This window comes from Flavobacterium ginsengiterrae (genome assembly GCF_039539785.1).
Classification (GTDB): domain Bacteria; phylum Bacteroidota; class Bacteroidia; order Flavobacteriales; family Flavobacteriaceae; genus Flavobacterium; species Flavobacterium ginsengiterrae.
In genome coordinates, this window is sequence record NZ_BAABDU010000009.1 from 84,825 (window position 1) to 99,083 (window position 14,259).

At 34.7% G+C, this 14,259-nt stretch carries 11 protein-coding genes; 6 read left to right on the forward strand and 5 right to left on the reverse strand.

All coding sequences use genetic code 11. The features are described from left to right. Positions 1 to 122 precede the first annotated feature (122 nt). Both ABD859_RS21805 and ABD859_RS21810 read left to right on the forward strand, forming a co-directional pair. Entirely contained in the window at positions 123 to 1,484 is a 1,362-nt protein-coding gene (locus tag ABD859_RS21805) for a glycoside hydrolase family 27 protein (RefSeq protein ID WP_345146844.1), read from the forward strand. After that, positions 1,484 to 3,418, forward strand: coding sequence for a glycoside hydrolase family 43 protein (locus ABD859_RS21810; protein WP_345146845.1), 1,935 nt, complete (start codon positions 1,484 to 1,486; stop codon positions 3,416 to 3,418). The genes ABD859_RS21805 and ABD859_RS21810 overlap by 1 nt, the downstream gene beginning before the upstream one ends. Before the next feature lie 146 nt (positions 3,419 to 3,564). Here ABD859_RS21810 and ABD859_RS21815 read toward each other — a convergent pair whose 3' ends face one another. Together ABD859_RS21815 and ABD859_RS21820 are read right to left on the reverse strand one after the other, a co-directional pair. Further along, the gene (locus tag ABD859_RS21815; protein WP_345146847.1) at positions 3,565 to 4,575 is read right to left on the reverse strand and encodes an SDR family NAD(P)-dependent oxidoreductase; all 1,011 of its coding nucleotides are present in this window, start codon (positions 4,573 to 4,575) and stop codon (positions 3,565 to 3,567) included. 37 nt (positions 4,576 to 4,612) lie between these two features. Continuing rightward, positions 4,613 to 6,613 carry a GAF domain-containing hybrid sensor histidine kinase/response regulator gene (locus tag ABD859_RS21820; protein WP_345146848.1) on the reverse strand — a complete coding sequence of 667 codons (2,001 nt, stop codon included), beginning with the start codon at positions 6,611 to 6,613 and terminating at the stop codon, positions 4,613 to 4,615. A 186-nt stretch (positions 6,614 to 6,799) separates the two neighbouring features. Between ABD859_RS21820 and ABD859_RS21825 the strand changes: the two genes are divergently transcribed. Together ABD859_RS21825 and ABD859_RS21830 are read left to right on the forward strand one after the other, a co-directional pair. Continuing rightward, entirely contained in the window at positions 6,800 to 6,985 is a 186-nt protein-coding gene (locus ABD859_RS21825; RefSeq protein WP_345146849.1) for a hypothetical protein, read from the forward strand. Positions 6,986 to 7,024: 39 nt separating this feature from the next. Continuing rightward, complete coding sequence (locus ABD859_RS21830; RefSeq protein ID WP_345146850.1) at positions 7,025 to 7,531, forward strand: PRC-barrel domain-containing protein; 507 nt, start codon at positions 7,025 to 7,027, stop codon at positions 7,529 to 7,531. A 71-nt stretch (positions 7,532 to 7,602) separates the two neighbouring features. On the opposite strand, the gene ABD859_RS21835 is transcribed toward ABD859_RS21830, so the two are convergent. After that, positions 7,603 to 8,721: a LytTR family transcriptional regulator DNA-binding domain-containing protein gene (locus ABD859_RS21835; RefSeq protein ID WP_345146851.1), complete on the reverse strand. Its 1,119-nt coding sequence runs from the start codon at positions 8,719 to 8,721 to the stop codon at positions 7,603 to 7,605. 300 nt (positions 8,722 to 9,021) lie between these two features. On the opposite strand from ABD859_RS21835, the gene ABD859_RS21840 reads away from it, so the two are divergent. Next, entirely contained in the window at positions 9,022 to 9,978 is a 957-nt protein-coding gene (locus ABD859_RS21840) for a heme-binding domain-containing protein (protein WP_345146852.1), read from the forward strand. 2 nt (positions 9,979 to 9,980) lie between these two features. Beyond that, positions 9,981 to 10,445 (forward strand): cytochrome P460 family protein, encoded by a 465-nt coding sequence (locus ABD859_RS21845; protein WP_345146853.1) that lies wholly within the window; start codon positions 9,981 to 9,983, stop codon positions 10,443 to 10,445. Positions 10,446 to 10,593: 148 nt separating this feature from the next. Here ABD859_RS21845 and ABD859_RS21850 read toward each other — a convergent pair whose 3' ends face one another. Both ABD859_RS21850 and ABD859_RS21855 read right to left on the reverse strand, forming a co-directional pair. Further along, on the reverse strand, positions 10,594 to 11,814 hold the full coding sequence (locus ABD859_RS21850) for a hypothetical protein (RefSeq protein WP_345146854.1): 1,221 nt from the start codon (positions 11,812 to 11,814) through the stop codon (positions 10,594 to 10,596). Positions 11,815 to 11,835: 21 nt separating this feature from the next. After that, entirely contained in the window at positions 11,836 to 14,205 is a 2,370-nt protein-coding gene (locus ABD859_RS21855) for a TonB-dependent receptor (protein WP_345146855.1), read from the reverse strand. Between the last annotated feature and the right edge of the window lie 54 nt (positions 14,206 to 14,259).

A 14,259-nucleotide genomic window follows, 5' to 3' on the forward strand; every position in this document is an offset into this window, starting at 1 on the left:
ATAACCCCAGCGGGGTGACATATCGCTCCGCTGGAGCTTTTGACACAAACAGATAAAATCAGCTATACATATAACGCTCTTCCAGAGCTAAATGTCTCATTGGGGCAATTTATCGGTATCTTATGAAAAATAAAATCACACTGGCATTGGGAATCGTTTTGGTTTCGATTGCATCCTATTCTCAGAATAAAACTTTTCAAAAAGAAGAATTTAAACAATGGGCTCAGACTCCGCCAATGGGCTGGAACAGCTGGGATTGTTACGGACCAACAGTCGAAGAACACGAGGTAAAAGCCAATGCCGATTATATGGCAAAAGAACTCAAGAAATTTGGCTGGGAATATGTCGTGGTCGATATTCGATGGTTTGTCGAAAATGATAAGGCAGGAGGTTACAACCAAACCGATCCGCGATATGTAATGGATCAGTACGGGAGATATCTTCCGGCTGTAAACCGTTTTCCATCTGCGAAAGACGGACAGGGTTTTAAGCCTTTAGCCGATTATATTCATAAAAAAGGATTGAAATTCGGGATTCATATTATGCGCGGGATTCCGAAAAAAGCAGTTGAAAACAAACTACCGATAAAGGGAACAAAAGGAATCACTGCCGATCAAGTCTATTCAACCGCTTTGCAATGCGAATGGTTACGAGATAATTATACCGTTTTAGCAGACAAATCAGGCGCGCAGGAATATTACGATTCTATTTTCGAATTGTATGCGCAATGGGGCGTAGATTTTATTAAAATTGATGATTTGTCAAGACCGTATCATGAAGGTGAAATCAACTTAATTCGAAATGCCATTGACAAATGCGGACGTAAAATTGTCTTGAGTACTTCGCCTGGAGAAACGCCGATTTCGGCAGCTCCGCACGTAAGCACGCATGCTAATATGTGGCGTATGGTAGACGACGTTTGGGATACATGGCCTCATATCACACATTTAATGGAGGTGGCTCAAAAATGGTATCCGTATATCGCACCGGGAACTTGGCCGGATTGTGATATGATTCCATTAGGAAGAATTTCGATAAGAGGCGAACGCGGAAAAGATCGAATGACGCGTTTGACAAAAGATGAACAATATACTTTGATTACGTTTTTCAATATTTTTAAGTCGCCATTGTTTTTTGGCGGTGATTTGCCTAGTAACGATGCTTTTACGCTTTCCTTATTAACGAATAAAGAAGTTGTAAAAATGCATAACGAAAGCACGAATGTAAAACAGCTTTTTCAGAAAGACCGTCAAATCGCTGTGACTTCAAAAGCAAAAGATGGAAGTGTTTATCTTGCCTTATTTAATATTGGTGATAACGCTTCGCAAAAGGTTTCTGTAAATCTTTCAGATCTTGGAATTTCAGGTTCTGCCGATGTTTTAAATATGTGGACAGGCGAAAAATCAAAAGTAACTTCAAAAGAAATTGGTGCCGATTTAAAACCGCACAGTTCTGTTTTGTATCAATTAAAAAGTAAAAAATAATGAAAAAGCTGTTTTACTTTTTTCTGATATTCATGACTATTTTTAGTCCGGCAAAAGCTCAAAATACGGCAAGTGGAATTCCGCCTCTTTTGGCTGAAAAAGATCTGACGGCTTATTTATTCGTTTATTTTATTGGAAATAAAGTCGAAGAAGAAGCGGTTAATTATGCTGTAAGTACAGACGGTTATCATTATTACAGTCTAAATAATAACAAACCCATTTTAGACAGTAAAACGATCAGCTCAACGGGCGGTGTTCGCGATCCGCATATATTAAGAGCCGAAGACGGTAAAACTTTTTATATGGTTTTGACGGATATGACTTCTTCAAAAGGCTGGGACAGTAATCGTGCGATGGTTTTACTAAAAAGTACCGATTTGGTAAATTGGAAAAGTAGTGTGGTTAATATTCAAAAAGCATTTTCGGGAAATGAAGATTTAAAACGAGTTTGGGCACCACAGACCATTTATGACGCAAAAGTGGGTAAATACATGATTTATTTTAGCATGCAGCATGGCAATGAACCTGATAAAATTTATTACGCTTACGCGAATGCAGATTTCACGGCTTTAGAAAGTGCTCCAAAATTGCTTTTCGTTCCAAAATCAAAAGGAGCTTGTATTGACGGCGATATTATTTTAAAAGACGGAATTTATCATCTTTTCTATAAAACAGAATCGGAAACGGCAGGAATAAAAACGGCTGTAACCACCGATTTAACTTCTGGAAACTGGACAGAAAATGATAATTATCTGCAGCAAACCAAAGAAAAAGTAGAAGGTTCGAGTATTTTTAAACTCAATAATTCGGATGAATATATTTTAATGTACGATTTGTATTCAAAAGGAAAATATCAATTTACCAAAACCAAAGATTTAGAAAATTTCACGGTTATAGACAACGATATTTCAATGGATTTTAAACCGCGTCACGGAACTATTCTACCAATAACGCGTTCTGAATTAAAAAGAATTACAGCAAAATGGGGAACGCCGTCACAGCTTCCAAAACTCAATAATAATCCTGTTTTAGAAGGGTATTACGCCGATCCTGAAATTCTGTATTCAAACAAAACAAAAAAATATTATATCTATCCCACAAGCGACGGATTTAATGATTGGTCAGGTTATTATTTCAAAACATTTTCGTCTGATAATTTAACAGATTGGAAAGATGAAGGCATTATTCTGAATCTTAAAAAAGACGTGCCGTGGGGAAACAGAAATGCCTGGGCGCCTTGTATTGTAGAGAAAAAAATTAAAGGGAAATACAAATATTTCTATTATTTCACGGCTGCACAAAAAATTGGCGTTGCCGTTTCAGATAATCCAGCGGGACCTTTTAAAGACAGCGGAAAAGCAATTGTAGCTAAAAGACCCGAAGGCATAAATGACGGTCAGGAAATTGATCCGGATGTTTTTACAGATCCTAAAACGGGAAAAAGTTATTTGTATTGGGGAAATATGTACATGGCTGTAGCGGAATTAAATCCAGATATGGTTTCACTAAAAGATGGAAGTACTAAAATAATTGAAGTAAATAAAAGTTTTAGAGAAGGAACTTATGTCATTTACAGAAACGGGAAATATTATTTCTTTTGGAGTGAAGATGATACAAGAAGTCCGAATTACAAAGTAAGATATGGCACTTCAGATTCACCGCTTGGACCTCTGGAAATTCCACAAAATAATATTGTTATTCAAGGAATTCCGAAGCAGGGGATTTATGCAACGGGGCATAATTCAGTTTTACAGATTCCGGGAAAAGATGAGTGGTATATTGTGTATCACAGATTTTCCTATCCAACAGGAATCAAAATGGGACGAGCAGGTGGTTTTCACAGAGAGGTTTGTATTGATAAGTTAGAGTTTGATGCGTCAGAAAAAATAATTGAAGTACAGCCGACTCTTGAAGGTGTAGAGGCTTTGAAATGAAACTAATTTAGGTATGTCAAATTAGATTGTTTTTTTACTTAGATGTTAAATCTTAGATATGCAGACAAAATATAAGTTAAAGTGAAATTTTTTTCATTTTATGATTCTTAATTTTTGTCTGCATTCTGTTTTAATAGCCAATTTTATTACACAGTTTCGTTGCTGCTCAGACTTTTACCGGCAATTGTTTTCATTAAAAGTAAAGCCGCGCCAATGCCTATTCCTGCTAATAAAGTAAAACTTATATTATTTGATGTTTTTGAAGGTGTTTTTCCATAAACACGCAGCGGTTCTTTAGAGTTGGTCAGCACATTTCCAGAATTGCCTTCTTTATCATTGTTAAGTTTCATTTTCATTCGTACAGCAGCCGATGCTGTGTTAATTATCATTTTTGGAAATAATCGATAACTATTTGCAATTGCTGCAGCTCGTAAATCGGGAAATAAATCTTTTTTTGGATGTTTTGCTAATTGAACCATTTTGGCAGCAGTATCACGCGGATCTGAGGCAATAAAAGGAATTGTTACATCAAAGCCGGAATACTTGGCAGAATGCAGGTTTCCTGTGGAGTTTTGCAACTGCGGATAGAGATTACAGATATGAATATGTTTTCGGTTTGATATTTCACCCTGAAGACATTCCATCATGCCTCTTATGCCATATTTAGTTGCAGAATACACGGCACTATATGGAGCCGGCATAAATCCGCCAATAGAAACATTGTTGATTAAAATGCCTTCATTTTGATCTTTAAAAATTTTAATTGCATTGTAAGCGCCATGCATGTAGCCAAATAAATTGGTTTTTATAACTTGCTGATGAACTTCTAACGGAATTTCTTCAAATTTTCCACTCGCCATAACGCCGGCATTATTGATCCAGATATCAATTTTCCCCAGTGAAAGAGCTTCTCTGGCAACTCTCTCGACATCTTCTGCAACTGATACATCTGCTGATACTCCAATTGCAAGAACATTCAATCCGCGGCAGAAATCTACGACTTCATTAATTCCTTTTTGTCCTCTTGCAGCAATAACAATATTGCATCCTTCGCGTGCAAAAGCTTCTGCGGCTGCACGTCCTACACCGCTGCTTGATCCTGTTATTACGACATTTTTTCCTTTGAGACTATTTTTTTGTGTTTCTATATTTTCCATATTCTAATTTTTAAAAAGAGTAGAAGTGTTTTTAACTTCAATTGTTGTTTTCCTGTTTTTGTAAATCATTCATTATTTCTTTGAGACTGCACATTATTATTTCAAGGCTGTCTGAGGTTTCTATAGTAAAATTTTTTTTGAGGGCTTCGTGCTCAATGTTGGTCAAATGCCTGCTGAGATTTTCAAGAAGAAAAAGATGAAGCCAGATTTGAATCTCCTCAGCAGTATTAAGTACCGTTTGATAATCAGCTCGTTTTACGGCGCTTTCAAATTCTTTTAATTCTAAAGGTGCTTTTTCTATAAACTGAGAGATAACTTCTTTTTTCCAGCCTGGTTTTATGCGGTCAGTTTCTTCAATTCGCGATAAATCTGCTTTGGTACGTTCTCTTGATCGAGGTTCTTTTTTTAAAGCTGCTTTGATGGCTTCCAAAAGTTCGTATTGTTTAAAAGGTTTTGGAACATATCCATCCATTCCGGCATCGTAACAGCGGTCTTGTTCTCCAGCCAGCGAGTGCGCAGTCATCGCAATAATTGGAATAGTGCTTTTTAATTGACTTCGGATATAATTGGTAGTTTGATAACCATCTCTAATAGGCATTTGAAGATCCATTAAAATCAAATCATATTGATTTTTTGATAATAAATCAATTCCCTGATCGCCATTTTCGGCAGTATCAAGTTCAAAACCAAAACCTTCAATTACATTTTGCGCCAGTTTCTGATTGAGTCGATTATCCTCGCAAAGCAATATTTTAAGTCTGCCGAGATCGTTGACAGGTTTTGCTTCGGGTTCATTTTTTTCTTGAGATGTTTTTTTATAACTGAGTGTAAAGAAAAATTCAGATCCAAAATCTTCCCTGCTTTTAACATGAATCTTAGAACCGTGCATTTCTACAAGCTGTTTTACAATACTGAGTCCAAGTCCTGTACCGCCAAATTTACGAGTAGTACTTTCTTCTGCCTGTGTAAAACGTTCGAAAATAATATTGAGATGTTCCTGCGGTATTCCAATTCCGGTATCTTTTACAGAAAACCGAATCATATAAACATCGTTTGTTTCTTCTGTTTTTTTTATGGATATCGTTACTTCACCTTCGCTAGTAAATTTTAGGGCATTTCCAGCCAGATTCATCAAAATCTGATTGAGTCTTACTTGGTCGCCCAATACCATTTCAGGAAGATCTGCATCTAGATAAAGATTGAATTCAACTTCTTTGGTAACCTTTACTTTCAATAAGTCGTAAACATGTCGAAGTGCTTTTTTTAAATGAAATGGCTGCATTTCGAGAGTAAGTCCGCCAGTCTCAATTTTAGAAAGATCGAGTATATCGTTGACAATTAACAGCAAGTTATCTCCGGCAGTTTGTACATCTTTTACAAAACCTCGTTGCTGCTCGTCCAGTTTAGTTCCGGCTAAAAGTTCGGTAAAACCTATTACGGCATTCAGCGGCGTTCTGATTTCGTGGCTCATATTGGCTAAAAAACTGTCTTTGGCGGCTACAGCGCGTTCCGCTATTTTTTTCTGATTCGCCAGTTCGTTATTTTTTGTTCCGAGTTCTAAAGTATTGATAACGTGTCTCGCAACAATCAAGAGTGCAGTACGCTGACTATCGTTAAGTTTTCGAGGCACATGATCGGCGGCGCACAAAACGCCTATATGATATCCGTCTGGAGTTGTGAGCGGCACGCCTGCGTAGAATCTAATTTTAAAACCTCCCGTAACATTAGGATCGTCTTTAAAACGTTCATTAAGAAGTGTATCGGGAATTTCTACCAATTGAGAATCCATGATGGTGTAACGGCAGAAAGTTATTTCGCGGGGAACCTCAGATACTCCGATTCCAATTTCCGATTTGAACCACTGTCTGCTTTCGTCTATAAAAGAAATATACGCAATAGGAACTCCACAGATATATGAGACAAGGGCAGTAGCATCGTCAAAAGCATTATCGGGGAGTGTGTCGAGAATATTATAGCGTTTTAAAGCTGCAAGACGTTCAGATTCATTTTGAGAAACGGGCATATCGATAGATTCCATAACCAAAAAATTAAATATGAAGTTAATTAAAACTATTTCATAATTATTACATTTTGATTAACAGCTACTTATATAATTTTAAGTTAATGGTAATTCTATAAATTCTGCCCGAAATTAAGTACTTTTTTATCCTGTCATCATTTGTAATTTTAGTTAAAAATTGAATTTACACTAAAATATATAGTTATGGCAGAAATTAAAATCGAGAAAAAGAAGCCTGTATGGCCTTGGATTGTAGCAATTTTATTAATTGGTGCAGTTGTATATTATATCTACTTCAGAGAAGATGAATCACAAAATGTGAGAAGAGTAGAAGTCGAAAATGCTGCAGGTGTTGATACAACCGCTACAGCTGTTGACACCACTAATTAACGTGGAAACTTGATAATTAAAAATATTAAAATAGAAAGTATGGAAAATAGAAACAAAAACTTATACAGACTGGATGAACTTTCTGATTATAAAGTTGCGTCAAACTATTCTGATGTAACAGGATGGAAAATAGTAGATTCTGAAAATCACACGATAGGAACAATCGATAATCTTTGGGTAAATAAAGATATGCAGCGGGTTGTTTATTTGGATGTCAAAGTGGATAAAAAATTAATTGACGACAGCAAAAATGAAGTTCACGACGTTATAGCAAATGACAACGGACAGGAGTTTGTGTATAAAGACGGAGACAGCCACATTATTATTCCAATAGGATCTGTAAGCATAAACAAAGACACAAAAATTGTTATGGCAAATAATATTGGTTATAATACCTTTAGAAAAACAAACAGATACAACACACAATATAATTTTGACAGGGAATACGAAAAACGAGTTTTAAGCTCTTATTATCCTAATGACGATTCTCATTTTAATGATAATGATGATACTTTTTACAATCGAAGAGAATTTGAAAACCGTTAATTCCTTTTATAAAATGAATTAAAAGACCAAACGTTTAAAATGTTTGGTCTTTTTTTATTGAATATCAACCACTATCTGTTTAACCACGCTTTAAACTCAGCAGCTTTATTTTTACTGATTATAATATCAACTTCAGATTTAGGAATTACTTCAATTTTCAACTGATTGTTTCCGTATTTAAGGATTTTATCAATAGATTTTATAGAAACAATAAACTGTCTGTTGGCTCTAAAGAAAGCAGTACTGTCCAATTCATTGTAAATTTCTTCTAAACTGCTGTTACTGGTGGATACTTTTGAGTTTATATCTTTAACATAAGTAATGGTATTTTCCATATAGATATAAGCAATGTTTTCAATTTCGAGAGAAACAATTTCATTTTTCAAATAAGTCAAAATCCTTTTTTTATTTGATATTGAAACATCTGCATTCTCTATATTTTCAGATGTATTTATTTTTGTTTTGTAGTTCGTAAGATCAGAATTGAGTTTTGATAAATTTAAAACTTCATTAAAAAGCGTTTCATTTTTCTGCTCCAGTCTTCTTTCGTAACGGCTTCCAAAAAGACGGACCATAAAAAACGAAAGCACGACAATTAAAATACCCGTTGAAAGGTAAACCAAAATGAAATAAAACTTCAAATCCTCAACCTGTTTGTTAATGTTTTTAAGATTCGCGTGTGAGGCTACAATCCAGTCTGTATTTTTAACAGGGTATAAATAGATAATTTCAGAGTCACGTTTAGGATCGCTGTAATTTCGCAGACCGCCGCCTTCGGTTTTATTTTTTAGATACGAATAAAAATCTTCAGGATCAACTTCGCTGTTGTTATGAATATTAGAAATAAAAGATTCATCTGGTCCTGTCATTCGACCTATTTTTTCAGGATTAGGATGACAGATTTCTTTTCCCGTATGATCAAACATGCAGATGAATCCCGTTTGTGTATCGGTTTTTTCAATACTCTTTTGGACATTGTTAATAATGAGTTGTTTATCATTATGCTGTTGTGCCTGAAAAGAAATGAGATTGGCCATTTCCTTTGCTTCCCTTTTGCTGGATTCGATTTGTATTTTTAAAAACTGCTTGGTACTTAAATCAACTAAATAATTCATGCTGAAATAACCGCAGATATACACAACAACAAGCAAGGATAAAAATGTAAAAAGATACAGTTTGTCTTTTTTCATGGGAAATGATTCAATTAAAGAATCAAATTTAGTTAATAATAATTTTTAAAAATGATAAATTTATAGTGTGCATTTCAAAAAAATCTGAAAACAGATTCATAAAGAAAAGCGTCCGTTTTATTAGGCTTTAATTTATTCCTCTTTAAGTTCATTTTTTCCCTTTCGACCATTTTTCTTTGATTTCAGAGTGTTCTGCGCGCTTAATTTGCAATATCAATCAGATTTCAAAAATCAATCTTAAAGATGAAAATCTGGTGCAGCTTAAAGAAATACTTTCAGAAAACAATTAAAACTATTCATATGGAAAAGCCAAAAATGTATAAAAGAAAAAGAATCATAATTCTTTTGGTAACACTGCTTGTTATTTTTTGCGGATTACAGTTTATGCGTCCAGAAATAACAAATCCGCCAATTACGGGAGATTTACAAGTACCTCACGAAGTACAAACCATTTTTAAAAATTCTTGTTATGATTGTCATTCTAATGAAACAAATCTCACTTGGTATGATAAAATAGTTCCTGCATCGTGGCTCGTTGCGCAGCATATTAAAGACGGCAGAAGCGGACTCAATTTTTCTAATTGGGATCAATTGTCTCCTGCAGATCAAAAAGCAAAATTATGGGAATCTGTAAATCAGGTTACGCTGGGTGCCATGCCACTGAGCAGTTATACGCTCGCACATCCAAAAGCTAAATTGTCGCCGCAGGATATTAAAGTATTGAAAGATTATATATGGAATCTTCGAGTGAATAATATGCCGCAGGATACTTCAAAAATAAAAGCACTAAAAGCGCAGTCCGATTATTTCAAAAAAGCAGAAGTTCAGGCGGAAGTTCCAAAAGCGCCCAATGGCATTGCTTATATTGCAGATTATAAAAATTGGGCAGTTATAAGTACGACACAACGTGTTGATAATGGAACAATGCGTATTATTTATGGTAATGATATTGCGATAAAGGCTATTAAAAATAAACAGATTAGTCCGTGGCCTGATGGAGCAATTCTTGCTAAAGCCGCATACGATGAAATTGAAGATGCAGAAGGAAATATTTCGCAGGGAGCTTTTAAGCAAGTGGAATTTATGATTAAAGATCATAACAAATACAAAACAACAAATGGCTGGGGATTTTCACGATTTAAAACACCGCAGCTGGAACCTTATGGTAAAAATGCCGATTTTACAATTGAATGCATGCGCTGTCATCAGCCAATGGAAAAAAACGATCATGTATTTACACTTCCAATTTTACAATAGTTATGAAAACGACACTATATTTTACAACAGTTCTTTTTTTGCTTTTTCTTTCTTCGTGTTCTGATTTTAAAGGCGAAAAAGGTTTAAATAATGAGGCTTCGCTTCCAGAGCCATTAATGAATAAGGTTTCAGACTTAAAAGTCATTAACTCATCAATAAATACTAAAAAACACACGACTTCTTTACTATATGGAAATCAGCAAGCAGTTGAGAGAATAAAATCAAACGGTTCAGTTATGCAAAATGGCGAAAAATTAATTTGGATTACCTGGAATCAAAAGCCAGATCCGAATTGGCTGGGAGCTTATATTCCGGGAAAACTGCTTTCTTTTGAAATTATAGAATCAAAAGATAGCACAGTGTATAAAAAGTATTCTGGAAATGGAGTGGAAGTAAAACTGAATGATCTGGACAAAGAAAATCGAATAAAAAAACTGCTAACAGAAAAAATGGCCATAATACCGTAATGATAATGGATTTTAATATCCGAATTGATTAAGCAGAAATTATATAAAAAAAGGATCTGTCCAAAATGGGCAGATCCTTTTTTTTAATATTAAGTCCAAATTTATAATTAAGACATTATTACTATTCTAAATATAATCTTGGTATAGATTATCTTAATCTACCAACAAATATCAAACTACCGCCAGCTTCTGAAATTGCTTCAAATTCGGCAGCTCCTTTTTGTTTTAAAAGTCTATATTTAAAATTATTATTATCAGTAGGAATATTTCCATAATATTCAACACCATCAATTGTTCCTACTGTATATACTGTACCGTATTGTTCAAATGATGTAAATGGTACTATTTCTCCTGTTTTTAAGTCCACAAGTGCATATTTAGTTGGAACTTTATACCAATCAGCTGGTTTTGCAGGTGGAGTAAAAGTATTATCAAAGTATTGAGTAAGTGCTTTGTTGTCATGAACATATGAAACCACATTTACTGAATGTGCATTTAGAACTGCTTTTAAATCTACAAAAAAGGTAGAATCAAACGTTCCATTAGGATTTACTTTTAGCAATCCACCTGGTGTTGGGTTACCAGTTACGGTACTATAATCTAATGAAAGGGCTGTAGCACGAGATGGTCTGTAGTATAAACTACCATCATTTCCTTTGGCAAAAGTATCATACCCCATTGACATACGGGTATCATTAACATAAGTAATTACTTTTGATGCTATGTCAAAAACTGCAATTTGAGCATATTGCGGAAACTTATTAAAATCAGTAGGAGTTGCTGCCACTGGTAAAATGATTTTTTTTGCAGAAGTAACATAACTCATATAAGTTGATGTTTTTACAGCTGCGTCATTACTTAACGGAAGCGGAGTAACAGAAATGGTTTCTGTAATAGTCATAGTAGTTGGATTGAACTTAATAATTTTCCCATCGTTTAACGCGAAAAAATAAGCTTCTGTTTCAGATACGAAAGCTGGAGGTCCAAAAGTACCGCTGACACCTGTTCCTGCTAAACTTAAAGCATCAGCGCTTGAAATTTTCATTTCATTGCTTACATTGTATTTGGTTAAGGTTGAAGCAGTACCGTTCCAAACGTAAGGATGTTCGCCATATGAATATATGGTTGCGCCAGGCCCTATCTCTGTCATTGTTTTATAATCAAGAGTTGAAGGGAATTTATCATAAGCTCCCAAATAAAAAATAGTTTCTCCGCTAGGGCTTTTTACACGAACTGATGCAATAACTGCCGGATTTTCACCCTGACCTCCTTCATCTGTTTTGTTATCATCTGAACTACATGATGTTAATGCTAACATCGAGCACATTATTGCTAATGCTGCATTTTTTATAAAAAATCGATTTTTCATATTTGTTGGTTATATAATTAATTAAAATTGCGTTACTAATTTGATATTAAATGATCTTCCCGGTTTTTGTACACCGAAAAAGTCATAATTTTTTTCATTACTTAAGTTTTGGATTTCTGCTGTTAAAGCATATTTAATTCCGTTAAAGCTGCTATGATACGTTGTTCCAAAATCAAAAGTGTACTGACTTGGAATCACAAATGGATTTGTAGAAGCACTTTCCCAACTTCTATAAAATTCATATACATATCTTGCATCTAGAAAAAGAGCTAATTTATCTGCCTTGCCAATTAGGTTGTAGAAAGAATAATTAGCGCCTCCGTTTGCAAAAAAGTATGGCTGATTTGGTACTCTGTCTCCTTTATAAGGAGCAAATATTCCTTTATCTGAGTCATTGTAAAAATGCTGATATGTACTGTTAGCGTGAAATGAAAGTCTGTCGTTTTTTGAAGTCCAGCTTCCTGCCAATTCAATTCCTTTTGAAGTAGCAGCAAATACGTTTTGATAGATATTATTACGATCCAGTGCTGGAACAAATAAGATTTGATCGTCTATTTTTCTAAAAAAAACATTCGTTTGAACCTCCCAATTGCTTTTTTCTAAATTTTCTTTAGACCTGAAGAAAAGTTCAAAATTTACGTTGTGGCTGCGTTCTGGTTTTAGGTCTAGATTCCCTTGAACAAACTGGCCGTCTCCAAACAATTCATCTGTCTGAGGCAGACGTGTAGCATATTCATACGTTAGTTTTGTTGAAAACTGCTCATTAAATTTATAACGCAATCCATCTCCAAAACCAAAATAGTTTACGTTTCTGCTTTCTTTTATTACAGTATTGTTCGAAGGAATTTTTTCTTCGGAATTGATTTTCTGCATATAATGTTTAGCAAAGAAAAGATTCTCTAGTTTTTCATTAAATGCATTTATTTTAAAATCTGCACCATTAACCCAAGTAAACAAATCTCTTACAGCAGCTGCAGGATCATACCCGTTAATAAGTCTGTCATCTCCGGTTTGTTTGGAATAAGTTGGTGCCGAAGTAAAGCTCAAAGCATATTTATCATTGATTTTCCAAGAAGCTTTTAAACGAGCAAAAACATCATTATTCCATGTATAAGTATCGCTTGGGCCTGTAGATTCTGAAATCTCGCCACTGACATTTCCTGCTGAACCTTCGATACGCTCGCCATACCAATTGTAAACATAATCAGATACGTCTTTAAATTGGCGTTCTCTGTAATTATATCCAGAGACAAAATCTAAATTAAAATTATCTCCAAAATCATTGCGGTAGGTAAGGACAGTTCCTGCTGCTTTTCGATACGTCATAACTTCACCGTAAGGAACTCCAACCATTAACTGATTATGCTGAATTTCTTTTGAATAATCGGTATAAAAACCTTCAATACTCAATTCCTTTGCCCAAATTCTGTCTTTTATTCCTGTTATTAACTGAATTCCGTAGCCTTCGTAAGCATCATGAAATCTTCGCACAGTTTCCTTTTTAATCTTTCCAGAAGCATCCGGAATATCAACATCTACTTTATAATTGTTTTGTGAAGTGTCGTAAAACCCGTTTCCTTTTATAAAAAAACCTGTCTTTTTATCATATTCACTAAGTATTAATGATGTTCTGTAAGTACCAAAAGATCCTGCCTGAGCCGAAAAAGAACCGCTGAAACCAGATTTCATTTTTGGAGTAATTAAATTGACAGCACCGCCAAGAGCATCTGCTCCAAACTCAATAGGAACAACTCCTTTATAAACCTCAACACGATCAATTAAATTAACCGGAACTGTTGAAATTCCGAAAGTATATCCATGATATTCCAGAGGAATTCCTTCTAAGAAAAATCGAATTTGATTTCCGGTAAGTCCATTCATCGAGAAATTGGTTCTTGAACCTAAACCTCCGGTGCGTCTAACATTAATACCCTGCGTTTGCGCAAGTACTTCGCCTAAATCTGCGGTTTTAAACTTCGCTTCTTTCATTTCTATTACAGAAACGGCTTCTGCAGTTTCTTCTTTTTTTCTTTTTTCAGACACACCTTTTACCACGACGTCATTTAGTTTTTCTGCTTCTTTTGATGTATTATGAACCTTTTCTAAAGTTATAGTAACAGTATTATTTTGTGTATTATCTAAAACAATCGTGTGCTTTTTTGAAATATAACCTTCTAAACTTACCTCAATTGTATAATTACCTTTTGCAATATTCTCTAACTGATAAAATCCGTCGGCATTTGTCGCTGTATTTATTTGTGTTCCTAAAACCTGAATGTTAACACCAGCTAAGGGTTTTCCTGATTCATCATTTACTTTACCAGTGATCGTGTTTTGAGCAATTAAAATTGTCGACGAGAATAAAAAGAGCAATACTATTTTGAGCTTCATGAAATATACTTAGAATTAAATACTATTCTTATTTAGAATGAATAAAAATTCAAA

What these genes read in the sequence shown, in the direction of transcription:
- ABD859_RS21855 (WP_345146855.1), bottom strand. Translation starts at nt 14,205, where the DNA reads ATGAAGCTCAAAATAGTATTGCTCTTTTTATTCTCGTCGACAATTTTA.
- ABD859_RS21820 (WP_345146848.1), bottom strand. Translation starts at nt 6,613, where the DNA reads ATGGAATCTATCGATATGCCCGTTTCTCAAAATGAATCTGAACGTCTT.
- ABD859_RS21850 (WP_345146854.1), bottom strand. Translation starts at nt 11,814, where the DNA reads ATGAAAAATCGATTTTTTATAAAAAATGCAGCATTAGCAATAATGTGC.
- ABD859_RS21835 (WP_345146851.1), bottom strand. Translation starts at nt 8,721, where the DNA reads ATGAAAAAAGACAAACTGTATCTTTTTACATTTTTATCCTTGCTTGTT.
- ABD859_RS21845 (WP_345146853.1), top strand. Translation starts at nt 9,981, where the DNA reads ATGAAAACGACACTATATTTTACAACAGTTCTTTTTTTGCTTTTTCTT.
- ABD859_RS21825 (WP_345146849.1), top strand. Translation starts at nt 6,800, where the DNA reads ATGGCAGAAATTAAAATCGAGAAAAAGAAGCCTGTATGGCCTTGGATT.
- ABD859_RS21805 (WP_345146844.1), top strand. Translation starts at nt 123, where the DNA reads ATGAAAAATAAAATCACACTGGCATTGGGAATCGTTTTGGTTTCGATT.
- ABD859_RS21830 (WP_345146850.1), top strand. Translation starts at nt 7,025, where the DNA reads ATGGAAAATAGAAACAAAAACTTATACAGACTGGATGAACTTTCTGAT.
- ABD859_RS21815 (WP_345146847.1), bottom strand. Translation starts at nt 4,575, where the DNA reads ATGGAAAATATAGAAACACAAAAAAATAGTCTCAAAGGAAAAAATGTC.
- ABD859_RS21840 (WP_345146852.1), top strand. Translation starts at nt 9,022, where the DNA reads ATGGAAAAGCCAAAAATGTATAAAAGAAAAAGAATCATAATTCTTTTG.
- ABD859_RS21810 (WP_345146845.1), top strand. Translation starts at nt 1,484, where the DNA reads ATGAAAAAGCTGTTTTACTTTTTTCTGATATTCATGACTATTTTTAGT.